This window comes from Ligilactobacillus araffinosus DSM 20653 (assembly GCF_001435375.1).
Taxonomy (GTDB): domain Bacteria; phylum Bacillota; class Bacilli; order Lactobacillales; family Lactobacillaceae; genus Ligilactobacillus; species Ligilactobacillus araffinosus.
The window spans coordinates 114,614-139,554 of the sequence record NZ_AYYZ01000030.1; the positions used below are offsets into that span (position 1 = coordinate 114,614).

A 24,941-nucleotide genomic window follows, 5' to 3' on the forward strand; every position below is an offset into this window, starting at 1 on the left:
TCAAAATAATGTTCGTATTTTACCGAAGGAGTGTTACTTTTGAAAGGCATTGAAAATTATTTCGAGTTTGATAAGCTGCATACGAATTTTAAACGGGAATTTGTTGCAGGCGTTACCACTTTTGTATCAATGGCTTACATTTTGTTTGTGAATCCGAGTGTTCTAGGTGCATCTGGAATGGATAAGGGAGCAGTCTTTACGGCAACGGCTGTTTCGGCCGCGTTTGCATGTTTAGTGATGGGTTTATATGCGAAGTATCCGTTTGCTTCCGCTCCAAGTTTAGGCGTCAATGCATTCTTTACCTATTCAGTATGTATCGGAATGCGTATTCCGTGGCAAACGGCTTTAGCCGGCGTTTTTGTGGCATCAATCATTTTCTTGCTGGTAACAGTTTTAAAACTTCGGGAAACAATCATTAATTCAATTCCTGAAGACTTGAAATATGCAATTTCTGCCGGAATTGGCTTGTTTATTGCATTTGTTGGATTGCAAGACGGTAAAATCATCATTGCCGACAAGTCGACACTGGTTGGTTTAGGTAGTATTCACGGAGTAGTTTGGGTAACATTGTTCGGCCTTCTTGCAACGATTTTGTTACTGATTTTAAATGTTCCTGGTGCAATCTTTATTGGGATGGTTTTAGGGGCAATTTTTGGGATCGTAATGGGATATATTCCAATGCCGCATCACTTTATTTCGGCAATTCCAAGTTTGAAACCAACATTTGGCGTAGCTCTTCATCATCTTGGAAATATCAATACCGTCCAAATGTGGATCGTTGTCTTTACGTTCTTATTAGTTACATTCTTTGATACGACCGGTACATTGATTGGATTAGCCCAACAAGGTGGCTTTATGAAAGACAATAAGTTGCCGCGTGCTGGGCGTGCTTTGATGGCCGATTCAACTGGGATGATGGTTGGTTCAGTGCTTGGAACCTCACCTGTTGGAGCTTACATTGAATCATCAGCCGGAATTGCCGTTGGTGGTCGGAGCGGATTGACCGTTGTGATTACTGGGATTCTTTTTGTTTTAGGAATGTTCTTCTCGCCACTTTTAGGCGTGGTTACTTCTCAAGTTACTGCACCAGCATTGATTATCGTGGGAGTTTTGATGGCTCAAAACATGGCCAAGATTCACTGGAACAAGCTGGAAATTGCGATTCCAGCATTCCTGATTTTAGTTGGGATGCCATTAACATACAGTATTTCTGATGGTTTAGCATTAGGATTTATCGCTTATCCATTAACAATGTTGGCAGCTAAACGCGGTAAAGAAGTTCCAGCATTGATGTACATTCTTGGAATCGTCTTTGTGATTTTTATTTGGATCTTGAATCGTTAGGATTTTGTTCAAAACTTGAAAAATCGTCGGGGATATGATTAAATTATCTAACTGTGAGTGAGAATGTTGTGGGAAAGGCTATTTTTGGAGCCTTTCTTGGTAAATTATGACAATAATTCACGAGGTAGATATATGTTAGAAATTGAAAAGACAGTTGATCTTGACCGCGATTTGTATAAAGATGCTGTCGCAATTCGGGAACAGGTCTTTGTTAATGAACAGGGAATCCCAATTGAAAAGGAAATGAAGGGTGAAGATGGACCGTGCTATTACGTTGGATACGTTGATAGTCATCCAGTTGCAACTGCGCGGGTTGTAAAGAGAACGAATGAATGGCTGATCCAACGAGTCGCGGTCATCTTTGAAGAACGCAATAAACATTATGGAACTGAAATGATGGAGCAAATTGAGCAGGATGCGCTTGCTCAGCAAGCCGGAAGATTGATTTTGCATGCTCAAGATGATGTGCAATCATTTTATACTCAGTTAGGGTATCAAGTTGAGGGAGATCAGTTTGAAGAAGCTGATCTTCCTCACCATGTAATGACCAAAGATTTGTAATCTAAAATGAAAAATGATATGGTATTGGTATGCGATGAGTCGAGGAAAGCCGACCAGAGATTTTCTGGTGTGCTGTGGCACAAGACGGCTTTAAATCGAACGCGGACACCATTACTGCCGGATTGCAGGGTGGCGTTGAACTTTTGATGTGGATAAGATGTTCAACTATTTTGGATAAACAAAATACCGCAAAGTGAGGAGGTCAGACAAATGTCGGCCTCCTCTGCTGTATCGTAATTAATTTTTATTATCAAAATAAACGGAGGTTCATGAATGATTGGATTAATTGTTTTAGTAATTGTGATTGCGTTGGTGATCACATACATTGTAATGTACAACGGTCTTCAACGTGCTAAGGTCAATACTGATGAAGCTTGGAGCCAAATTGATGTTCAATTGCAACGGCGGAACGATTTGATTCCAAACTTGGTTGAAACAACAAAGGGTTATGCCAAACATGAACGGGAAACTCTTGATGAAGTTGTTGGCTTGCGGAACAAAATTATGCAACTTCCAGCTGACGCCCACCAAGAAAAAATGGAGATTTCAAATCAATTAACGGATGCATTAAAGTCAATTTTTGCATTATCAGAAAATTATCCTGATTTGAAGGCCAGCCAAGAATTCTCACAGCTTCAAGAAGAATTAACAAATACTGAAAATAAAATTGCCTATTCACGGCAACTCTTTAATAGTTCAGCTGCATTGTATAATCAAAAATTAGTAACCTTCCCGTCAAATATGGTGGCTCACATTCACCATATGACGAAGGTCAACTACTTGAAAACCCCGAGTGCAGCTAAGGAAGCACCAAAGGTTTCATTTTAATTTTAAATTAATTTGTTGAAACGGAGGTTTTAGCAAATGCTTTATCAACAAATCGCACAAAATAAACGGAAAACGATTTATGTTTTAATTGGATTTTATGTTTTAGTTGGCTTGATGGGAGCGGCCTTAGGTTACTTTTGTTACGGTCGGGCAATGATTGGAATTGCAATTGCAATCGGAGTTGGTCTTTTCTACATGATCATGACGCTGACTCAATCGACATCGATCGTAATGAGTATGAACAATGCTCATCCGGTTACTGAGGAGCAAGCGCCAGTTTTATATCATGTTGTTCAAGACATGGCAATGGTCGGCAAGGTTCCGATGCCGAAAGTTTACATTATTGACGATCCGAGTCCCAATGCGTTTGCAACCGGACCGAATCCGCAGCATGCAGCCGTTGCCGCAACGACGGGGTTGCTTGAACGATTGAATCGGGAAGAGCTCGAAGGGGTAATTGGCCATGAAATCAGTCATATTCGAAATTATGATATTCGACTGCAGTCAACGGCGTTGGCATTATCATCCGTAATTTCATATCTTGCAAATTTAGGCGTAAATTCGTTCTTTTGGGGACGAATCAATCGCGATGATGATGACAATCAATCGGCAATCTTAGCATTGATTTTTTCAATCTTAACGTTGATTTTAGGACCGCTTGCAGCTACCTTTGCTCAAATGGCTCTTTCGCGGAACCGAGAATATCTTGCTGATGCGGGATCAGTCGAATTAACACGAAATCCGCAAGGCTTAATTGACGCTTTACGGGCAATTTCAGACAGTGAACCGATGCGGAATGCGAATACAAGCAGTGCGTCGCTTTACATTGCCGATCCGTTTAAAAAGAGTTCATGGACTCATTTATTCGATACTCATCCACCAATTGAAAAGCGAATCGAGCGGTTGGAACATATGTAAATATGGGGCTGCGACTTATGTCACAGCTTTTTTTTAACAAGAAAATAATGATTGAATGTGGTACAATATCTTAGATTAGGATTCGGAATGAATAAGGAAAGGAAGATAAGATCAATGAAGATGCAATTATCAGAAATTGCACGGGTATTGGAGGTTGAAGATATTCCCGCAGAGTGGAGCGCCATCACGATCACAAGTGTCAGCTTCGATAGTCGGCAAATGAAGCCGGGAGCGTTATTTGTTCCATTGAAAGGCGAAAACGATGGTCATCAATTTATTCAAAATGCAATTGATGCTCAAGCAGCGGCAACTCTTTGGCAAACCGATCACCGGGCAATTCCAACTGTGATTCCCGCATTACCGGTTGAAGACACGTTAGCTGCAATGCAAAAGCTTGCAAAGTATTACTTACGTAAAATTAATCCGCAAGTAGTTGCAGTTACCGGTAGTAATGGAAAAACAACAACGAAAGACATGATTGCGGCGGTTTTGCAAACACAATATAACGTAACGAAAACCTTCGCCAATTTCAATAATGAAATTGGGGTTCCAATGACTTGTCTTTCAATGGAGCCAAATACGGAAGTTTTAGTGGTTGAAATGGGAATGGACCGTTTTGGTCAATTGGATAAGCTTAGTCGATTGGTTGAACCTGATATTGCAGTCATCACGATGATCGGCGAAGCCCACATCGAGTTCTTTGGAACCCGCGATCGAATTGCAGATGCCAAAATGGAAATCACCCATGGATTAAAAGAAGACGGAACTTTGATTTATAACGGGGACGAACCGCTTTTACGGTCACGAACGGCTGATCTTGTTCAAGCAACCAAGACATTTGGATTAGATGAACAAACCGACAATTTGGCTGCAAGTGATATTCAAGGAAATGATCACGCAACGACCTTTAAAGTTCCTGCATTAACACCTGATGAATTTAAGATTCCAATGATTGGAGATTATAACGTTAAAAATGCACTAGCAGCCATTGAAGTTGGAAAGTTAATGCATATTGAAATTGCTAACATTATTCAAGCCTTGAAGACGTTTGCATTAACGGCCAATCGGACTGAATGGGTCAACGGGGCCCTTGGCGAACGAATCTTAAGTGATGTTTACAATTCAAATCCAACGGCGGTCAAAGCCGTTTTGCATTCATTTAAGGAAGTCCCAGTTGAAGATGGTGGGCGTCGGATCGTTGTTTTAGGCGATATGTTGGAGCTGGGTGAACAATCACCTGAATTGCATGCTTCATTAGCAGAAGCAATTGACCCGGCAAAAATTGATGAAGTTTACCTTTACGGAAACGAAATCAAACCGTTAAAGACCAAACTTGAAGAAATAATGGTTCCTCAACGGATTCATTACTTTAAATTTGGCAATCAAGAACAATTAATTGATGACCTTCAAAATGATTTGCGTCCGGAAGATGTTGTTTTACTCAAAGGCAGTCACGGAATGCATCTTGAGAAGGTCTTAGCTGCCTTAAGTCCGGCAGAGAATGAAAATTAAGGAGAATTTGAGATTGAATTTTAGCGATTTAGGATTAGATAATCAATTATTAGAAGCGGTAAAGCGAACCGGGTTTGAAGAGCCAACACCGATTCAGGCTAAAACCATTCCGCTGGTTCTTTCGGGAATCGATGTGATTGGTCAAGCCCAGACTGGAACGGGGAAAACGGCGGCTTTCGGATTACCATTACTGCAAAAGATTGATTACTCCCGGCGTGAGATTCAGGCGCTTGTGATCTCACCGACCCGAGAACTCGCAATTCAAACTCAGGAAGAAATTTTCAAACTTGGAAAAGAAAAATTGGCAAAGGTCCAGGCGGTTTTCGGCGGGGCAAATATTGTCCGACAAATTAAACAGTTAAAAAATTATCCGCCCCATATTTTAGTTGGGACTCCAGGTCGGCTACTTGATCATCTTCAACGGGGAACGGTCAACTTAAGCAAAGTTGAAACCCTTGTTTTGGATGAAGCTGATGAAATGCTCGATATGGGATTCTTGGATGACATTAGTAAAATCATTGCGCAAATTCCAAAGAAACGGCAGACGTTACTTTTTTCAGCGACCATGCCCCCGACAATCTTGAAGGTCGGCAAGCGGTTCATGAAGCACCCGGAAATTGTGAAAATTAAGAACCAGCAATTAACGGCTGACTTGGTTGACCAATTCTTCGTTAAGGTTCGGGAAAATGAAAAATTTGATGTGATGACGCGGATCTTGGATGTTCAAGCACCTGAATTAACAATTGTTTTTGGACGGACGAAACGTCGGGTCGATGAACTTTCACGCGGACTGATTGCGCGTGGCTATAATGCGGCCGGCATTCATGGTGATCTATCACAACAACAGCGAAGTGCGGTTTTGAAAAAGTTCCGGGATGGTGACCTTGATATTTTAGTGGCCACGGATGTTGCTGCACGCGGATTGGATATTTCGGGAGTCAGTCATGTTTATAACTATGATATTCCGCAAGATCCGGAAAGCTATGTTCACCGCATTGGTCGGACGGGGCGGGCCGGCCATCAAGGAATCTCGATCACGTTTGTTACGCCTAACGAGGTGGACTATTTGCGGGTCATTGAAAAACTGACTCGGAAACGGATGATTCCAATGCGGCCGCCGACAGCTAAGGAAGCCTTTAAAGGTCAGATGGAAAGCGCGATCCGGAAAATCGATAATTTGATTTCGCGGACTGATACGGATAAATACAGTGATCAGGCCAATGAACTATTGAATGAATACAGTGCGTTGGACCTTGCGGCAGCGTTATTGAATACTGTTTCACGCGAAGATGCATCTTCAGTTCCGGTTAAAATTACGCCGGAACGGCCATTGCCGCGGCGGAAAAGGTCTAACCGGCATGATAACCGTTATGGTAAAAATCAGAGACGGGATTATCGTGACCGGCGAGGAAAGCGGAAGGACCAACAGCCAAAGAAAAGACGGGCAACTAAGCCAAAATATAAGATTCGGAAACGATAAAAATGATTTGGGGATTAGGAATTGATTTAACGGAAATTGAACGGATTCATCGCATTCGCCAAAAAGGGGATGCCTTTGCCCGAAAGATTTTAACGGCCAATGAATTGGCAGTGTATCAGAAACTTAGTTCAAAGCGGCAGGATGAATTCTTAGCTGGCAGATTTTCAGCAAAGGAATCATACAGTAAGGCGTTGGGAACCGGAATTGGCAAGATAGTCAATTTTAAGGATTTGGAAATTATCGATAATGAATTAGGAAAACCTGAATTGCGCCGGCATCCTAGGCAGGGAGAATTAGAAGCGTTCGTTTCGATTTCACATACGGATGAGTTAGTAATGACAGAGGTTATTTTGGAGAAGAAGGACTAAAAATGATTATTGGAAAACATCGTGGAACATGTGCCACTATTGATTTAGGGGCAATCAAACATAATTTAAAAATCGAACGTCAACGGATGGAACCGGGCCAGGAATTGTTTGCCGTGGTCAAAGCCGATGCATACAGCCACGGGTTAATTCCGGTTGCGGTTGCTGCGCAGGAAGCCGGAGTTGATGGCTTTTGCGTGGCAGTGATCGATGAAGCTGTTGAGTTACGGGAAAATGGAATTACGAAACCGATTTTGATTTTAGGTGCTTCACCGGAAACGGAAGCCCCATATATGGCAAAATTCAACTTATCAACGGCGGTCAGCGACCTTCATTTTTTACAAACAGCCCAGCCACTATTAGCAGCCCAAAATTTGAAGTTAAAAGTTCATCTTGCCCTTGATACGGGAATGGGCCGGATTGGATTCCGTGACCAAGAAACGATTAAAACGGCAATCGAATTTATGAATCAACATCAAGCCCAGTTTGAATTTGAAGGGATCTTTACCCACTTTTCAACGGCTGATTCGGCTGATGATTCTTACTTTAAAAAGCAATTGAATAAGTTCCACGAACTGATGGAAGTTGTTTCTAAACGTCCGCGTTACGTTCACGTTGCGAACTCAGCTGCTTCGATTTGGCACAAGCAATGCGGCGGGAATATGATCCGGCTTGGAATCGGAATGTACGGATTGAATCCATCAGGAAAGGAAGTTCAACTTCCGCACGATGTTGCGTTGAAACCGGCGTTTGAACTTACTAGTCACATTGTTGAAGTTAAGCAGGTTCATCCGGGAGATTCGATCAGTTATGGGACAACGTACACAGCTACTAAGGATGAATGGATTGGAACCGTTCCGATGGGATATGCTGACGGCTGGTTGCGGCGGATGCAGGGGTCAACGGTTTTAGTTGACGGACAGGAATGCGAAATTGTTGGACGAATCTGCATGGATCAATTTATGATCCGGTTACCGCATGAAGTTCCTTTGGGAACAAAGGTTACGTTAATTGGTGAAAATGGCAGGAAGCAAAAGACCGCCCAAGATGCTGCGGATTATGCCGGAACGATTCATTACGAAATTCTTTGTTCGATTGGACAACGGGTTCCGCGCTTTTATGTTGAAAAATAACAGCGGTGGAGGAATCAACTATGGGGCTAAGTGAAACGGAAGCAATTCAAAAGGTATTAGCATGTTCAAATTTGAAAGTTTACTGTGATTACTATTCGATTACGGTTGATGACATCAAGCACCAGCCGCAGTTGGCATTTTACATCTTAAAACATCGGAATTCACTTGAACAGTTAATTGCGGGATACAGTGAGATGGACTCGATCAATCAGGATATTTGTACTGAATTTCAACGATGCGAACAAGAATGCCAGTCAATGATTCGTGAGTTAGTAAAGGATTGGGGATCAAATGAATTCAAAAATTAAGCGTGGTGATATTTACTATGCAGACTTATCCCCGGTTGTTGGTTCAGAACAGGGTGGATTACGTCCAGTGTTGATCATTCAAAATAACATTGGGAATCGCTTCAGCCCGACTGTGATTATCGCGGCAATTACGTCGAAAATTTCGAAACCTAAAATGCAAACGCATGTAGCCATTGCGAAGGCTAAGGATGGATTAGAAAAAGATTCCGTAGTTCTGCTTGAACAGATTCGGACGATTGATAAACGTCGCTTACAACGAAAAGTCACCCATTTGGATGATTCGATAATGAATCAGGTTGACCATGCGCTTGGAGTGAGTGTAGGATTAGGAGAAATTGATTAAAAAAGATTTGACGAAACAGTGAAAACGAGCATGGTGGAAGCAGAAAAGCGAACGAATCACAGAGCATAGTTTCGAACTTCTACTCAGCTTGTTTGTCTTGGGACAAATATAGTAAAGAGGTTGTGACGCATGTCACAACCTCTTTCTACATTGATGAAGCATGTAAATTTTCAATTTCAGTAACGGTAAATTTATTCCGTTTTAAACTGGCAACGATCCGTTTAAGTTTATGCTCTGAAACTTCAGACGGAAGGGTAAATAAGATTCGCTGAATGTTATTTTTTTCATGCAGATCAAGTGAAATACAGCTAGCAATCACTGTATAGCGGGTAATGATCTTCGACATCTTCGCAAGATCACCCCGATCACCGTTGGAAAGAATGGTCAATACATAACTTCCGGTATCAACGTTCCATGATTGCGATAGCATATTCAACAAACTGCTGTGAGTTAAAATTCCATAAAATTGATTTTCTTCATCTAAAACGGTAATGTACGGTAAGTCTTTAATTGTAAAGAAAATATTGAAAAATGCCGAGTTGATCGAAATAAACTTGGTGGCATTTTTAAGTAATTGAGTTACTGGTAGTTGCATATCGCCGCCACGTGATTTATGGCGGTAAATGTGCATTTTGTAGATGTTACCACGGAACAATTTACCTGATTCGTCAAGAACCGGAACACACCGAAAACCGGATGCTTCCAAAATATCAAGCGCCTCTTCAAGCGTTGCTGTTTCGGGAATTGTTGTTAATTCACTTTTCGGTTTAACAATTTCTTTTAAAATCATGATAAAGCTCCTTAAATCGTCATCAAAAAGTTTCAAACATTATAATAACATACTAAGGAACTTCTAAGAAATATTTAATTCAAAAAAACATTGCGAAATCGTTTGAAACTAAAATATGATATACTAAATGCGAAATCAGATTAATGGGTGGCTTGCTGAATTGCAGGCCGTTTTTGCGTATTTTAAAAGATTATTAGAAAGAAGTTTTTCAAATGAAAATGATTGTTGGACTCGGAAATGTCGGTTCGCGGTATGATGGAACCCGGCATAACACTGGTTTTATGGTGATTGATGAACTTGCTGAGCGGAACCAGATCGAAATTAATAAGGAAAAAGACGAAGCAATGATCGGTCAGGGAATGATTGATGGCGAAAAGGTTTTATTGGTTAAACCGATGACTTTTATGAATGATTCTGGAAGAGCAGTGCGGCCGTTAATGGACTTTTATAAAATTGATGTTAATGACCTCATGATTGTTCAAGATGATCTTGACATGGGGGTTGGACGGGTCCGCTTGCGTCAAAAAGGATCAGCGGGCGGTCACAACGGAATTAAAAGTATTATTCAGCATGTTGGAACGCAAGATTTCAAACGAATCAAGGTTGGAATCGGGCGGCCGAAGATTATGACGATTGTTGATTGGGTATTGGGGAGATTTACCCCAACAGAACGACCATTCTTTGAAGAAGGTCGGGATAAGGCGGTTTCCGCAATTGAATATTGGATTCAAACCGGCAACTTTATGAAGACGATGAATAAGTTTAACTAGAAGAAAGAGATGAAGGCATGGATTTAAGTGAATTGATTGGTCAAACTGATGAACTGCAAACTGTTCGTCAACAGTTGACACAGCCGGGACGCCATTTGCTAACGGGAGTGCTAGGATCAGCGAAGACGTTGATTTTAAAAAGTTTATTTCAGCAATTAAAAAAGCCGTTCTTAGTTGTAAAGGACACACTCAGCCATGCCCAAGAGTTAGCAGCGGATTTAACGAATGTTTTGGATGAGGAACAGGTTCAACTTTTCCCGGTTGAAGAATTAGTTGCAACTGAAATTGCAACCAGCTCACCTGATTTTCAAAGTCAACGTGTTCGGGCATTGACAGCGCTTAGTCAGCATAAAGTCAAAATCGTTGTGACTTCTGCTTCGGGATTAAGACGCCGGTTAGCGCCAGTTGAAATGTGGAATCAAAACCAATTGACTTTTAAAGTCGGTGCCAAAGTGGAACTTGAAAAGGTCAGTCGGCAACTAGTTCAAATGGGATATCAACGGCAAAAATTAGTTGATCGTCCCGGAGATTTTGCAATTCGAGGATCGATCATTGATATTTATTCATTGAATTATGAATTACCTGTTCGAATCGATCTTTTTGATACTGAAATTGATTCGCTCCGGTTCTTTGAAATTGGAAATCAGCGCAGCTTGGAAAATGTTGATGAGATCAACGTGATGCCAGCGACCGATATGATCCAAAGCCCTCAGATTTTCACTGATGGGATCCGGCGGTTACAAGATCTTGAAACTCAGGTCGAACCAACCTTAAAGGAAGATCAGGTAGATGAATTGCGGCGTCAGTTTGATGCGGTCATTACGATGTGGAAAGACCAGAAGTTATTAAAAGAACACCGCATTTTCACCCAAATTCTCTACCCTCAAGCAACGTCCTTGCTTGATTATTTAAATGACGGGGTTTTAGTAGTTGATGACTATGTCAAAATTTTGGAACATGCAGACGAGATCGAGCAGAATGAACAAATTTGGTTAGATGAAAAAGAAGAACTGAAACCAGTGCTTGACCAATTACAGCTGGGTTTTAAGGTTCGCAAACTTGTTCGGGGAACCCTAAAGCCGACGCTGTTCATGTCATTGTTTAAAAAGGGGGTCGGTCGCTTAAAGTTTGCTTCATTAACGGATCTCAAGGTGCGAACGGTTCAGCAATTTTTCAGTCAAATGCCATTATTGCAAACTGAAGCGCGACGGTGGAATAAGCAAAATCAGACCGTTGTTTTAGTGATTCAGGATGAGGAGCGGTTAGCGAAGATTTCACAGACCCTTGATGATTTTGAAATTCCAAATATTATGACTCAACCAGAGAATTTACAACGCGGAATTCTTCAAATTGTGCGCGGAAATTTACAAAGTGGGTTTGAAGTTCCTAGCGCGAAACTGGTTGTTTTAACGGAAGCGGAACTGTTTGCGAAGGCAACGAAGAAACGGGCCAAACGGTTGACAATGGAGAATGCTGAACGGCTGAAAAGTTATACAGACCTTAAAGAAGGGGACTTTGTTGTTCACGTTGATCATGGGGTTGGCCGGTATCTTGGCATTAAAACGATGGAGGTCGATGGGAAACACCAAGATTATCTGACCCTTGAATACCAGAAGGGAGCTAAGCTTTACGTTCCGGTCAATCAATTGGATCGGGTTCAGAAGTATGTGTCATCGGATGCGAAGACGCCGCATTTGAATAAACTTGGCGGAAGCGAATGGCATAAAACGAAAAAGCGGGTCGCAAGCAAGATCGAAGACATTGCGGATGAACTAGTTGATCTGTATGCTGAACGCGAAATGAAGACGGGATTTGCCTTTCCTAAAGACGATGCATATCAGAAGGAGTTTGAGGATGCGTTTCCGTATACCGAAACACCTGACCAGCTTCGGAGTACTTCAGAAATCAAGCAGGATATGGAAAACAGTCACCCAATGGATCGGCTGTTGATCGGTGACGTTGGTTACGGGAAAACGGAAGTTGCTTTGCGGGCTGCATTTAAGGCCGTTGAAGCCGGAAAGCAGGTTGCCTTTCTGGTTCCGACAACCGTTTTGGCTCAACAGCACTATGAAACGATGATTGAGCGATTTGAAAACTTCCCAATTGAAATTGGAATTTTATCCCGTTTCAGCACCCCGGCTGAAATTAAGCAGGTCCTTGAAAACTTGAAAGACGGGAAGTGCGATATTGTGGTTGGAACGCACCGACTTTTATCAAAGGATGTGCAGTTCAAAGACCTTGGGTTGTTAATAATTGATGAAGAGCAGCGGTTCGGCGTTAAGCATAAAGAACGGTTGAAACAGTTAAAATCAACGGTTGATGTTTTAACGCTGACGGCAACGCCAATTCCGCGAACCCTTAACATGTCGATGCTTGGGGTACGTGATCTATCAGTGATTGAAACTGCCCCGGTCAACCGTTATCCGATTCAAACGTACGTTATGGAACAGGATAATCAGGTGATTGCCAACGGAATCCGGCGTGAGATGGAACGCGGCGGCCAAGTCTTTTACCTGCATAACCGGGTCAAAGACATTGAAAAAAAGGCGGTTGCATTGCAAGCTCTTGTTCCGGAAGCCCGCATTACCTATATTCATGGGCAAATGACGGAAAACCAAATGGAAAAGATCTTAATGGACTTTATTCATGGCGATTATGATGTTTTAGTGACCACCACGATCATCGAAACGGGGGTCGACATTCCAAACGCCAACACCCTTTTTGTTGAGGATGCTGATCGAATGGGGCTGGCTCAACTTTACCAACTTCGCGGGCGAGTAGGGCGTTCAAGTCGAGTTGCATATGCGTACTTTATGTATAAACCGGATAAAGTTCTTACTGAAGTTAGTGAAAAGCGGTTGGAAGCAATTAAGGACTTTACGGAACTTGGATCTGGGTTTAAGATTGCAATGCGAGATCTTGCGATTCGCGGAGCCGGGAATCTTTTAGGAAAGCAGCAACATGGATTTATTGATTCGGTGGGGTATGATTTATATACTCAAATGTTGAATGAAGCTGTTGCTCGGAAACGCGGCGTTAAACCAGAAGAAAAGACGGATGCAACGATCAATTTAGATGTGGAAGCGTACATTCCGCAGTCTTACATTGACGATGAACAACAAAAAATCGAAATTTATAAACGAATTCGTCAATTTAAGAATTTTGACCAGTACCAAGAAGTTCAGGATGACCTGATCGATCGATTCGGTGATTACCCTGATGAAGTATCGAACTTGCTGGAGATTGGGTTATTAAAAATGGATGCTGATCGGGCATTGGTTGATCAAATTTTTCAAAAGAAAGATGAAATCACGATTGTTTTTTCAAAGAAGGCAACGACGCGGTTGGCTGGCAGTCAATTCTTAGCGGCAGTTTCGCAAACCAAGTTGTCAACATCAATGAACGCTGATAATTTGCAAATGAAGATTATAATTAAGAAAAAGGCTGATCAGACCCTTGCCCAAATTATTTTAGAAATGCAGAATTTGCTGAGTGAAATTGCAAAAATGCTGTCATCACAGGAGAAAGTTCATGAAGGATAATCGAATGAAAAATGTCATGCATGGAGCGCTGATTTTATCATTGGCAGCCCTGATTGCGAAAATCTTAAGTGCATGTTACCGGATTCCATTTGAAAATTTAGTTGGGAATACCGGCTTCTATGTTTATCAGCAAGTATATCCCATTTATGGGATTGGAATGACGTTTGCATTGACTGGTTTTCCGGTTTTTATTTCAAAAATAATTGCTGAACAAGATGAAGAGCCGGCTAAGTTGGCCATTTCACATCAGATTTTTGTGATTTTAGCCTTTTTTGGATTTGCCTGTTTTGGCTTTTTACAGCTTTTTGGGCATCATATTGCATTAATGATGGGTGATCGGCATCTTACCCCGTTGCTTGGCAGTGTTTCGTGGATGTTCCTCTTTATGCCGATTTTGGCAGTCGGCCGGGGATATTATCAAGGAACGTTTAACATGACTCCAACAGCGATTTCGCAGGTCACTGAACAATTTATTCGGGTAACCGTCATTATTTTAGTGGCGTTGCTTGCAGTTCACCGTCATTGGACAGTTTACCGGATGGGGATGTGGGCCATGTTTGCGTCAACGTTTGGAGCAATTGGGGCCAGTATCAGTTTTATTCCGTTTTATACCAAGAAGTTTTGGCAAACGGAGCGGTCACCCCATCAAAGCTACTTTAATTTAACCAAACGAATTTTTTCAGATGGCTTAATCATTTGCTTGTTTGCGTCAATGATGGTGCTGTTGCAGTTGGTTGATTCGTTTACTGTTAAAAATAGTTTAGTTTCGGCTGGAATGTTGCCAGCAGTTGCCAAAAGCATTAAAGGAACCTATGATCGGGCACAGCCGTTAGTTCAGTTAGGAATGGTCGTAGCAGTCAGCTTTTCATCGACGTTGTTGCCGACCTTGACAGATGCATTGCAGAAAAATCAGCTAGTACGGTTTCGTCAGATTGCGAAGCTGCTGATGCGGATCAGCGCAACCATTGCGGCTGCGGCAACGGTTGGAATGATCGTGCTGATGCCGGAAATTAATACGTTGCTTTTCAGTACCCCCGCACTTTCGCAAACAATTTCCGTTTATGTATTAAGTGTTTTGGTGATTACGCTGATCAGTACCTATAATTCAATTCTTCAAAGTCTTGATCAGTTCAAGATCACGGCAGTCGGGTTGCTTCTCGCGGTTGTCGTCAAAGCAGCAATTAATTCGCTGATGATCCGGCATTTTGGAATCATCGGGGCAAGCTGGGCAACGGTGATTAGTTTACTGGTTGCCCTTGCAATTATTTTGTGGGCCCTGCCGTCGGGGGTTAAGAATTTATTCTTTGACGGTGAAGGATTTGTGCATAAACTTTGCTTGGCAGTTTTAATGATGGGACTGAGTGTTGGAATCGTTGTGCATGGCTTGCGGATGTTTATTTTCCTTTCACGCAAAGGATCGATCATCATTGCGGTGATTGGGATACTTGTCGGCACAGCCGTTTTTCTTTCAATGATTATTGGCCAAAAGATGTTTACAACGCGTGAATGGCTGATGATTCCCGGCGGTAAAAGATTACTATTAGTTTTAGAAAAAATTGCGAAACGAGGAAATTCAAAATGAGATTAGACAAATTTTTAAAAGTATCACGAATCATTAAACGGCGTTCGGTTGCAAAGGATATTGCTGATCAAGGCCGGGTAACAGTTAACGGCAAGGTTGCCAAATCATCTTCCAAAGTTGCAATCGGGGATGAGATTGTAATTAACTTTGGAAATAAAACCCTAACTGTTAAAGTGGATGATATCAAGGATACAACGAAGAAAAACGAATCGCAGGATCTTTATACGGTCGTTTCTGAAGAATATCAAGAAGATTATCGGATGTAAGGTACTTTTTTAAGTGGCGGTTTGTTATAATTTGAGTAGTAAGATCTAGTCGGTTTGATAAGGAGAGTACAATGGCGCAAAAAAAGAAAAGCAAAAAGTTAAAGGTCATTAATCAGGAATACTATAATCAGCAAACCGCACAAAATGCCGTTACTCAAAAACAACTGGCATTGACGCGGAAACATCGGATGAAAATGCTGATTCTTTGCGGTGTGATGTTGGCGATCACGATCATGTTTGGCTTTAACATTATTCAAAATAACATTCAAGCAGCAGTTCTTGGAAAAAAGACGCGGGAAGCGCGTGTGGAATTAAAGAGTGCCAAACAGCAGAATCAAAAGCTGAATCAACGGGTAGCTGAGCTAAAGGATTCAGATTATTTGGCGAAAATTATTCGGAAGAAGTATTTCTTCTCGAAAGACGGCGAAACGATTTATAGTTTGCCAAGCGATAAGGCTAAAACCGTTACTGAAAATTAGTTAAGTTAAATAAATGAATTTAGACGCTTATTAAAATATTTAAACGGTGTTATACTAAAAGAAACAGCAATTTCTGGGAGGATTAATTTTTTTTATGACAGTTGAAGTGGGAACGAAAGTTTCAGGTAAGGTTTCAGGAATCACGAACTTTGGAGCATTCATTGATCTTGGTGATCATCAGACCGGATTGGTTCACATCAGTGAAGTTTCGAACACATACGTCAAGGATATTCATGATGTTTTAAAGGTCGGCGATGAAGTTCAAGTTAAGGTTCTGAAAGTTAGCGACGATGGTAAGATCTCATTGTCGATCAAGCAGGCAATGCCGAAACCTGATAAACCCAAGAATAACCATCACAATGGCAATCACCAAGGAAGTAATCACCGTTTCCATGGAAACAAGAATAATCATCAAAAGAAAGATTTTGATGCCCTTTTAGCTGGGTTCCTAAAGGAAAGTGATGAACGATTAACATCCCTTAAACGGAATACAGATGGCAAGCGTGGAGGTCGCGGTGGCCGACGCAGCTAATAAATTAAAGATCATTAAATGCGAGACTGGAGTTTGTCCCAGTCTCTTTTCGTATCTGAAATAGGTGATTAAATGGAATTAGAATTTATTCGAAATTGGAAGAAGTTTGATTTAAATCGGCAGCCGCTTTTAGTGGCCGTTTCAACGGGCGTTGATTCAATGGCTTTGTTGGATCTGTTGCAGCGTTTGCCTGAAAATGTGCGGCCGCAAATCACGGTCGGCTATGTTGATCACCGATTACGGGAACAAAGCAATGCCGAAACCCAATTTATTCAAGAATACTGTTGCCAGCATCACTTACCGTTGAAAATTGGCGTTTGGAATGTTGACCAACACCCGCAACATGGAATTGAAGAAGCCGCGCGAAAGTTTCGGTATGCCTTTTTTGCTCAAACGATGGATGAGTTGGGAATCGCGACGCTTGCAACGGCACATCATGCTGATGATCTGGCGGAAACATTTTTGATGAAGCTGCTGCGTGGTGGTGAATTGTCGCAGCTCATCGGGATTGTTCCTTGCCGGTCAATGGGACAAGGGCGAAAACTAATTCGACCACTTTTACCATATTCCAAACAGCAACTGTATGATTATGCCAAGCAGCGTCAGCTAACTTTTTTTGAAGATGAAACGAATCAGAATGACGATGTTTTGCGGAATCGGATCCGTCACCATATTATTCCACAATTAAAATGCGAAAATCCACGTTTTTTAGATCATGTCCGCAGTTACACGCAACAGTTAAGTTCGACATTGAAAGTTAATCAACAATTTTTGCAGCAGCAATTAATGCAGCTGCTTGAAAATGATCAGGTAAATTTATCAGCCTGGATGAATCTTGATCAAACAATGCGGCGGGCGGTACTAAAAGAATATCTGATTCAGCACGCCGTTCCGCTTCATCAGCGACAGCTCGAAGAGGTGGTCAGCTTTTTGGAAAACCATCAAAAGCCACAAGGAACATTTCAGCTGGATGCAAAGCGAATGCTAATCAAGGAGTATGCGCACTTTTATTTAGCTTCACGAAAGGAAGCACTCAAAACAGTTTCTGATCAATCATTTTTGATTCAAAGTAAAACGCTAGTTAGCATGGCAGCCTTTGAATTAACACTTGATCAATGCGAACAAATTGATGCGGACGAACAGTTAAAGTTTAACCAGTTGCCGGTTGGATTAACTTTGCGGCATCGGCTGCCGGGGGATTGGTTGCGAATTCGTGAAGGAACCAAAAAATTGACCCGCTTTTTAATTGATAAAAAAATTCCACAACGGGAGCGGCAAGCATTGTGGGTGATTGCTGATGAACGGCAAGAAGTTTATGCACTTTTTGGCAATCGGCCAAATTCGATGATCTATTTGTCACAACCCGTGGAAAATGCTACAATTCGTTACATAGTAGCGATAAAGTACAGAAAGAGGTAAAAAGATGAATGATGATATTTTGAAAGTTCTCTATAGTCGAGAACAAATTCAAGATGCAACTGAAAAAATGGGTAAGCAGATCACCAAGGATTTTGAAGGCAAAGATCCGCTTGTAATCTGCATTTTAAAGGGCGCTGCCGTTTTCTATTCTGATATCGTTCGCGAAATTAATACATACTGCGAATTAGATTTTATGGATGTTTCAAGTTACGGCAATGAAACAGTTTCATCTGGTGACGTGAAGATCATTAAAGATTTGGATACATCCGTTGAAGACCGGAATGTGTTGATCATTGAAGATATTATCGATACTGGTCGGACATTGAAATGTTTAGTTGACTTATTTGAAAAGCGGAACGCCAAATCAGTTAAAATCTGTACTTTATTAGATAAACCAGATCGGCGGATTGAAGGAATCGTTCCGGACTATACGGGCTTTAAAGTGCCAAACGAATTTGTTGTCGGTTTTGGACTTGACTACATGGGCCACTATCGGAACTTGCCATTCATTGGAGTTTTGAAACCGGAAATTTACGCTGATAATCAAGAATAGTCAAAAAAAGTCAAGTATGATATGATTAGCTTGATAACTTTGAATTTTTAGTTATTGTCGTAGGAGGAAATAATGAATAATAACAATAAAAAGAATGGACTATTCCGGAATAGTCTTTTCTACATTGTCGTCTTCCTGGGAATTATGGGGGCGGTCTACTACTTTACAGGTGGCAGTAGCGACTCATCGACCCAACAAATTCAGTCAAGTACATTTATTTCTGAATTAAAGAAGGACAATGTAAAGAAGTTTACGTTAGAACCTTCTGGAAATGTTTATAAAGTTTCCGGGGAATACCGTAAACCGGTAAAGACTTCCTCAAAGAAGAATAGTTTGACAGGCATGGGCGGCGGCAGTTCAACCGCGAAGAGCTTCACAACGGACATGGTTACTAATGAAGGAACCGTGAATGAAGTGATGAAGTACGCCCAAAAGAATCACGTAGCAAATAGTGCAAAGGAAGAACAATCAAGCAGCATTTGGATGCAGTTATTGTTGACTATCGTACCGATCGTGATCATGATTTTCTTCTTCTACATGATGATGGGTAATGCTGGTGGCGGTCAAGGCGGTGGCCGGATGATGAGCTTTGGTAAATCAAAGGCTAAGCCAATTGATAAGAAGGAAAACAAGATTCGTTTTTCAGATGTTGCCGGTGAAGAAGAAGAAAAGCAAGAATTGGTTGAAGTTGTTGAATTTTTGCGCGATCCGCATAAATTTCAACGTTTAGGCGCAAAAATTCCATCAGGAGTTCTTCTCGAAGGACCTCCAGGAACAGGGAAAACTTTGCTTGCTAAGGCGGTTGCTGGTGAAGCAGGGGTACCGTTCTTCTCTATTTCGGGTTCAGATTTCGTTGAAATGTTTGTTGGTGTTGGAGCAAGTCGTGTACGTGATTTGTTTGAAACTGCTAAAAAGAACGCTCCATCGATTATTTTTATTGATGAAATTGATGCCGTTGGTCGGAAACGTGGTAATGGCATGGGAGGCGGTCACGATGAACGTGAGCAAACCTTGAACCAATTGTTAGTTGAAATGGATGGGTTCGAAGGTGACGAAGGCGTTATCGTAATGGCAGCCACAAACCGGTCAGATGTTTTGGATCCAGCGTTACTTCGTCCGGGGCGTTTTGACCGGAAGATTTTGGTTGGTCGACCAGATGTTAAGGGCCGGGAAGCCATCTTGAAAGTCCACTCAAAGGGCAAGCCGTTAGCAGACGATGTTGACTTGAAGATGATTGCTAAACAAACTCCAGGATTTGTTGGGGCTGATTTAGCAAACTTGCTGAACGAAGCCGCATTGTTGGCTGCACGGCGTGATAAGAATGAAATCGACGCTTCAGATATTGACGAAGCTGAAGACCGCGTAATTGCCGGACCGGCCAAACGTGATCGGGTAATCAGCGAACAAGAACGGCGAACAGTTGCGTTCCACGAAGCTGGGCACACAATTGTTGGTCTTGTTTTGAATGATGCTCGGGTCGTTCACAAAGTTACGATCGTTCCGCGGGGACGTGCCGGCGGATATGCAATCATGCTTCCACGGGATGACCAAATGTTGAACTCAAAGAAGGACTTGAAGGAACAAATTGCTGGCTTAATGGGTGGTCGAGCTGCCGAAGAAATTATTTTCGGACAACAATCATCCGGAGCTGCCAACGACTTCCAACAAGCAACCCAGTTAGCACGGGCCATGGTTACTGAATACGGAATGAGTGAAAAGCTTGGACCGGTTCAATACGAAGGCCAAGCAAACATGCAACCGGGCGAATTTGACGGTCAACACAGTTACTCAGGACAAACGGCAAACTTGATTGATGAAGAAGTTATGCGGCTTTCAAACGAAGGAATGGAAACTGCTAAACGGATCATTCAAGAACACCGTGAACAACATCGGGTAATTGCTGAAGCTTTATTGAAGTACGAAACACTTAATGAAAAGCAAATCTTGAGTTTGTTTAAGACTGGTAAGATGCCAGCCGAAAATGAAGATGAATTTCCAAGTGAAAAATCAGGTTCATTTGAAGAAGCCAAGAAGGCATTAGAACGGAAAGATGCTCAACGGCAAAAAATCGATGCTCAAGAAGTTGCAGCTGAAAAAAAAGCCGAAAAGCAAGATGATGAATCATTACCAACGCAAACGTTCTATCCGAGTGAAAAGCATGATGATTCACATCAAGATGAAGGCTAAATAGCATAAAGGGTGACTATGGTTAACATGGTCACTTTTTATGTTAATCGGAATTAAATATTTTTTTATTTTTAAAAAAGAACATGGTAAAATCTTAGTTTAGAAGAAAAGAAGGGATAATTTATGAGCGATTATTTAGTAAAAAGTTTGGCGTTTGATGGTCAAATCAGAGCATATGCAGTTGACGCTACAGAAACGGTCAGCACAGCCCAAAAATTACACGATACTTGGAGTGCAGCTTCAGCAGCTCTTGGACGGAGTCTTGTAGGGACTTTGTTACTCGCATCAGCTTCACTTCAAGGTGATGAAACGATGACGGTCAAGATCAATGGGAATGGTCCGGTTGGCGGAATCGTTGTTGATGGCAATGCCAACGGAACGGTAAAGGGATATGTTCAAAATCCGCATGTTCATTTACCGTTAAATGATAAACACAAAATTGATGTGAAAGGCGCTGTTGGAACAGAGGGCTTCCTTGCGGTTACAAAGGATCTCGGCTTGAAAGAACCGTTTACAGGACAGGTGCCATTAGTATCGGGTGAACTTGGCGAAGATTTCACGTATTATCTTGCCAAATCAGAACAGATTCCATCATCAGTTGGCTTATCGGTTTTTGTTAATAATGATAATTCAATTGAAACGGCGGGCGGCTTTATGATTCAGGTAATGCCGGGCGCAAAGGAAGAAACAATCAGCAAAATCGAAAAGCGGTTAGCTGAAATTCCAATGGTTTCTGAAATGATGCGCAATGGCAAGAAACCGGAAGACATTTTAAATGAAATTCTCGGAACTGAAAATGTTAAGATTCTTGATAAGATGCCGGTCAATTATCACTGCGACTGCTCACGGGAACGTTTTTTAGGCGTGTTAACAAGTTTACCAACTGATCAGCTTCAAGAAATGGCTGATGAAGATCATGGTGCCGAAGCTGTATGCCATTTCTGTGGTAAGAAGTATCAATTTACTGAAGACGAATTACGAAAGATCATTAAGGTCAAAAAAGAAAACGGAAAGAAAGAGGACTAAGCAATGGAATGGAAAATTGGCGATATTACAATTCCTAACCAGGTTGTTGTTGCTCCAATGGCAGGGGTAACAAATGTGGCATTCCGGATGATTTGTAAAGAGTTTGGTGCTGGATTAGTTGTTTGTGAAATGATTTCTGATAAAGGAATTCACTTCCGGAATAAGAAAACCTTAGGAATGTTATTTGTTGATGAAAGTGAACATCCGGTAAGTGTTCAAATTTTTGGTGGAACGAAAGATTCACTCGTTGAAGCTGCCCAATATGTTGCTGAAAATACAAGCACAGATATCATTGATATTAATATGGGTTGTCCAGTGCCAAAGGTTACGAAGACGGATGCCGGAGCTCACTGGTTGCTTGACCCAGATAAGATTTATGAAATGGTCAAGGCGGTTACGGCTGCAGTTGACAAGCCAGTGACGGTCAAAATGCGGACCGGTTGGGATGACGATCATATCTTAGCAGTTGAAAATGCACTGGCTGCTGAAGAAGCGGGGGCATCAATGGTTGCAATGCATGGTCGGACACGGAAACAGCTTTATTCAGGTCATGCTGATTGGGGGATTTTAAAGGATGTTGCCGATCACTTAACAAAGATTCCGTTTGTTGGAAATGGCGATGTTCGGACACCGCAAGACGCCAAGAAGATGCTGGATGAGGTCGGTGCTGATGCTGTGATGATTGGTCGGGCAGCATTAGGAAACCCATGGATCGTTAAACAGGTAACCCATTACCTTGAAACGGGCGAAGAAATTCCGGAACCGACGCCAGCAGAAAAAATTAAGGTTGCCAAGGAACACCTTCACCGGTTGATTAAATTGAAAGGTGAAAAAATCGGTCCCCGGGAATTCCGTTCACAAGCAGCATACTACCTAAAAGGAATTCCGCGCTCTGCACGGACAAAAGCAGCATTGAATGATGCTGATACGGAACATGAAATGATCGAGATCTTTGATAACTTTTTGAATGATTTGGACAGTGCGGCAGCAAGACGAGCTGCGCGGCGGGCACATTCACGAAATTAATTAAAGATGTTTAGTGTTTTTTGATATGATATAATCTCACTAGAGGTCAAAAATTAAGAAAAGAGGGCTATTATGGCAAAAGATCAATCAATGAATGATCAGATGCGGGTTCGTCGCCAAAAGATGCAAGAATTGCGCGATGAAGGTATCGATCCATTTGGTCACCGGTTTGAACGGGACTCAATGAACGCCGATCTTCATGAAAAGTATGGCGACATGACAAAAGAAGAATTAAACGATGCAGGCTACACTGCAACGATTGCAGGGCGGATGGTTGCCAAACGCGGAAAGGGTAAAGTTGGTTTTGCTGACTTGCAAGACCGTTCAGGCAAGATGCAATTGTATGTTCGAAAGGATGTTGTTGGCGAAGACCAATATCATATTTTCAAGCGGTCAGATTTAGGTGACTTCCTTGGGGTAACGGGTGAAGTTATCAAAACTGATATGGGCGAATTAACTTTACGGGTTACAAAATTGACATTCCTTTCAAAGGCTTTGCGTCCATTACCAGATAAGTACCACGGTTTACAAAATATTGAACAAGTATACCGTCAACGTTACTTAGACTTAATTACTAACCGGACAAGCTTTGAACGCTTCATGAATCGGAGCAAGATCGTAAAGGCTATTCGGGATTACATGGATGAAAATGGCTTCGTTGAAGTTGAAACACCAATTTTGAGCAACATCGCTGGTGGGGCAGCTGCACGGCCATTTATCACTCACCACAATGCATTGGACATTGACATGTATTTGCGGATCGCAACTGAATTGTCATTGAAGCGGTTGATCGTTGGTGGAATGGAACGCGTTTATGAACTTGGACGGGTTTTCCGGAACGAAGGAATTGATACCCGGCACAATCCAGAATTCACAACGATGGAAACCTATGCTGCATACTGGGATTTAACTGATGTTATGGATGAAACGGAAGGAATCTTTAAGGCTGCTGCTAAGGTTGTAACGGACAACGGAATTATTACTTACCAAGGAAATGAAGTTAACCTTGATAAGCCGTTTAAGCGGGTTCACATGGTTGATTTGATCAAGGAAGAAACCGGCGTTGACTTCTGGAAAGAAATGTCACTTGACGAAGCACGGAAAATTGCTGATGAACATAACGTTCACTACGAACCATACTGGCAAGTTGGTCACATCATTAATGAATTCTTTGAAACATTCTGTGAAGAAAAGATCGTTGACCCAACATTTGTTTATGGTCATCCGGTTGAAGTTTCACCACTTGCTAAGAAGAATGAAAAGGATCCACGGTTTACTGACCGGTTCGAACTCTTTATTCTTGGTGGTGAATATGCAAATGCCTTTACTGAATTAAATGATCCAATCGATCAGCGTGAACGGTTTGAAGCTCAAGCAGCTGAACGTGAAAATGGAAATGATGAAGCTGAACACATTGATGAAGATTACTTGGAAGCAATGGAATACGGAATGCCGCCAACAGGTGGATTAGGAATCGGAATTGATCGATTAGTAATGTTATTGACAGATGCACCGTCAATTCGAGATGTATTATTATTCCCAACCCGGCGTCCAGAAAAGTAATTAGATTACTTATTGAGAAGATGTGACAAAATAGTAAAAACGAGCGAATCGCGCAACAAAAATTCGGAGTTTTTCAAATTAGCTGTGCGTTACCACACAGTTCGTTTGTTTTGGAACTCGATTACGCAGATAAAGTAAAGAGGTTGTGACTTAGGTCACAACCTCTTTTAATTTTGAAAAATTATAGTATTAAATTTTGAAAAATTAAGAAAAGGGATTGACGATGATTGGGGTTTGATGATAAACTAACAAAGTTGTCAAAGGGAATAACATCTGATGTTAATAATTAATAAAAAAGTTATTGACAAGTTGTTGCCCGTTTGATAATATAATAAATGTTCCGCTGATGCGGAATTAAACATTTGATAGATCTTTGAAAACTGAACAATGTTTCGACACACAAATGTGCAGGGC

The 24,941-nt window shown here is 41.7% G+C and carries 23 protein-coding genes; 22 read left to right on the top strand and 1 reads right to left on the bottom strand.

Features of this window, described 5'->3' with window-relative positions; translation table 11 throughout:
- The first annotated feature begins 39 nt into the window (after positions 1 to 39).
- The 10 genes from FC64_RS07140 (at position 40) to FC64_RS07185 (ending at position 8,792) form a co-directional block, all read left to right on the top strand.
- Positions 40 to 1,344, top strand: a complete 1,305-nt coding sequence (locus FC64_RS07140; RefSeq protein ID WP_275453068.1) for an NCS2 family permease — start codon at positions 40 to 42, stop codon at positions 1,342 to 1,344.
- 132 nt (positions 1,345 to 1,476) lie between these two features.
- Positions 1,477 to 1,905 carry a GNAT family N-acetyltransferase gene (locus tag FC64_RS07145; RefSeq protein WP_057907224.1) on the top strand — a complete coding sequence of 143 codons (429 nt, stop codon included), beginning with the start codon at positions 1,477 to 1,479 and terminating at the stop codon, positions 1,903 to 1,905.
- 273 nt (positions 1,906 to 2,178) lie between these two features.
- Positions 2,179 to 2,733, top strand: coding sequence for a LemA family protein (locus FC64_RS07150; RefSeq protein ID WP_057907225.1), 555 nt, complete (start codon positions 2,179 to 2,181; stop codon positions 2,731 to 2,733).
- A 36-nt stretch (positions 2,734 to 2,769) separates the two neighbouring features.
- Positions 2,770 to 3,651 (top strand): zinc metalloprotease HtpX, encoded by an 882-nt coding sequence (gene htpX, locus FC64_RS07155; protein WP_057907226.1) that lies wholly within the window; start codon positions 2,770 to 2,772, stop codon positions 3,649 to 3,651.
- 114 nt (positions 3,652 to 3,765) lie between these two features.
- The gene (locus FC64_RS07160; protein ID WP_057907227.1) at positions 3,766 to 5,163 is read left to right on the top strand and encodes a UDP-N-acetylmuramoyl-tripeptide--D-alanyl-D-alanine ligase; all 1,398 of its coding nucleotides are present in this window, start codon (positions 3,766 to 3,768) and stop codon (positions 5,161 to 5,163) included.
- A 13-nt stretch (positions 5,164 to 5,176) separates the two neighbouring features.
- Positions 5,177 to 6,643 (top strand): degradosome RNA helicase CshA, encoded by a 1,467-nt coding sequence (gene cshA / locus FC64_RS07165; protein WP_057907252.1) that lies wholly within the window; start codon positions 5,177 to 5,179, stop codon positions 6,641 to 6,643.
- Between the two features lie 2 nt (positions 6,644 to 6,645).
- Entirely contained in the window at positions 6,646 to 7,011 is a 366-nt protein-coding gene (gene acpS, locus FC64_RS07170) for a holo-ACP synthase (protein WP_057907228.1), read from the top strand.
- Positions 7,012 to 7,013: 2 nt separating this feature from the next.
- Positions 7,014 to 8,141: an alanine racemase gene (alr, locus tag FC64_RS07175; RefSeq protein WP_057907229.1), complete on the top strand. Its 1,128-nt coding sequence runs from the start codon at positions 7,014 to 7,016 to the stop codon at positions 8,139 to 8,141.
- Positions 8,142 to 8,161: 20 nt separating this feature from the next.
- Complete coding sequence (locus FC64_RS07180; RefSeq protein ID WP_057907230.1) at positions 8,162 to 8,449, top strand: hypothetical protein; 288 nt, start codon at positions 8,162 to 8,164, stop codon at positions 8,447 to 8,449.
- Positions 8,433 to 8,792, top strand: coding sequence for a type II toxin-antitoxin system PemK/MazF family toxin (locus FC64_RS07185; protein WP_057907231.1), 360 nt, complete (start codon positions 8,433 to 8,435; stop codon positions 8,790 to 8,792). The genes FC64_RS07180 and FC64_RS07185 overlap by 17 nt, the downstream gene beginning before the upstream one ends.
- Before the next feature lie 145 nt (positions 8,793 to 8,937).
- Here FC64_RS07185 and cbpA read toward each other — a convergent pair whose 3' ends face one another.
- The gene (cbpA, locus tag FC64_RS07190; protein WP_057826929.1) at positions 8,938 to 9,582 is read right to left on the bottom strand and encodes a cyclic di-AMP binding protein CbpA; all 645 of its coding nucleotides are present in this window, start codon (positions 9,580 to 9,582) and stop codon (positions 8,938 to 8,940) included.
- A gap of 212 nt (positions 9,583 to 9,794) precedes the next feature.
- Between cbpA and pth the strand changes: the two genes are divergently transcribed.
- From pth to lysS, 12 genes are all read left to right on the top strand, one after another.
- Complete coding sequence (gene pth, locus FC64_RS07195; protein ID WP_057907232.1) at positions 9,795 to 10,352, top strand: aminoacyl-tRNA hydrolase; 558 nt, start codon at positions 9,795 to 9,797, stop codon at positions 10,350 to 10,352.
- Between the two features lie 17 nt (positions 10,353 to 10,369).
- Entirely contained in the window at positions 10,370 to 13,894 is a 3,525-nt protein-coding gene (gene mfd / locus FC64_RS07200) for a transcription-repair coupling factor (protein WP_057907233.1), read from the top strand.
- On the top strand, positions 13,884 to 15,476 hold the full coding sequence (locus tag FC64_RS07205; protein WP_057907234.1) for a putative polysaccharide biosynthesis protein: 1,593 nt from the start codon (positions 13,884 to 13,886) through the stop codon (positions 15,474 to 15,476). Before mfd ends, FC64_RS07205 begins: the two co-directional genes overlap by 11 nt.
- Positions 15,473 to 15,742 (top strand): RNA-binding S4 domain-containing protein, encoded by a 270-nt coding sequence (locus FC64_RS07210; RefSeq protein ID WP_057907235.1) that lies wholly within the window; start codon positions 15,473 to 15,475, stop codon positions 15,740 to 15,742. The genes FC64_RS07205 and FC64_RS07210 overlap by 4 nt, the downstream gene beginning before the upstream one ends.
- 71 nt (positions 15,743 to 15,813) lie before the next feature.
- Positions 15,814 to 16,221 (top strand): FtsB family cell division protein, encoded by a 408-nt coding sequence (locus FC64_RS07215; protein WP_057907236.1) that lies wholly within the window; start codon positions 15,814 to 15,816, stop codon positions 16,219 to 16,221.
- Between the two features lie 94 nt (positions 16,222 to 16,315).
- Positions 16,316 to 16,753 (top strand): S1 domain-containing RNA-binding protein, encoded by a 438-nt coding sequence (locus FC64_RS07220; protein WP_057907237.1) that lies wholly within the window; start codon positions 16,316 to 16,318, stop codon positions 16,751 to 16,753.
- A 72-nt stretch (positions 16,754 to 16,825) separates the two neighbouring features.
- Positions 16,826 to 18,172, top strand: a complete 1,347-nt coding sequence (tilS, locus tag FC64_RS07225) for a tRNA lysidine(34) synthetase TilS (protein ID WP_057907238.1) — start codon at positions 16,826 to 16,828, stop codon at positions 18,170 to 18,172.
- 4 nt (positions 18,173 to 18,176) lie between these two features.
- Complete coding sequence (gene hpt / locus FC64_RS07230; protein WP_057907239.1) at positions 18,177 to 18,725, top strand: hypoxanthine phosphoribosyltransferase; 549 nt, start codon at positions 18,177 to 18,179, stop codon at positions 18,723 to 18,725.
- Positions 18,726 to 18,797: 72 nt separating this feature from the next.
- The gene (gene ftsH, locus FC64_RS07235; RefSeq protein WP_057907240.1) at positions 18,798 to 20,912 is read left to right on the top strand and encodes an ATP-dependent zinc metalloprotease FtsH; all 2,115 of its coding nucleotides are present in this window, start codon (positions 18,798 to 18,800) and stop codon (positions 20,910 to 20,912) included.
- Between the two features lie 123 nt (positions 20,913 to 21,035).
- Positions 21,036 to 21,938: an Hsp33 family molecular chaperone HslO gene (gene hslO, locus FC64_RS07240; protein WP_057907241.1), complete on the top strand. Its 903-nt coding sequence runs from the start codon at positions 21,036 to 21,038 to the stop codon at positions 21,936 to 21,938.
- Between the two features lie 3 nt (positions 21,939 to 21,941).
- The gene (gene dusB / locus FC64_RS07245; protein WP_057907242.1) at positions 21,942 to 22,964 is read left to right on the top strand and encodes a tRNA dihydrouridine synthase DusB; all 1,023 of its coding nucleotides are present in this window, start codon (positions 21,942 to 21,944) and stop codon (positions 22,962 to 22,964) included.
- 72 nt (positions 22,965 to 23,036) lie between these two features.
- The gene (gene lysS, locus FC64_RS07250; RefSeq protein WP_057907243.1) at positions 23,037 to 24,527 is read left to right on the top strand and encodes a lysine--tRNA ligase; all 1,491 of its coding nucleotides are present in this window, start codon (positions 23,037 to 23,039) and stop codon (positions 24,525 to 24,527) included.
- The last annotated feature ends 414 nt before the right edge of the window (positions 24,528 to 24,941 follow it).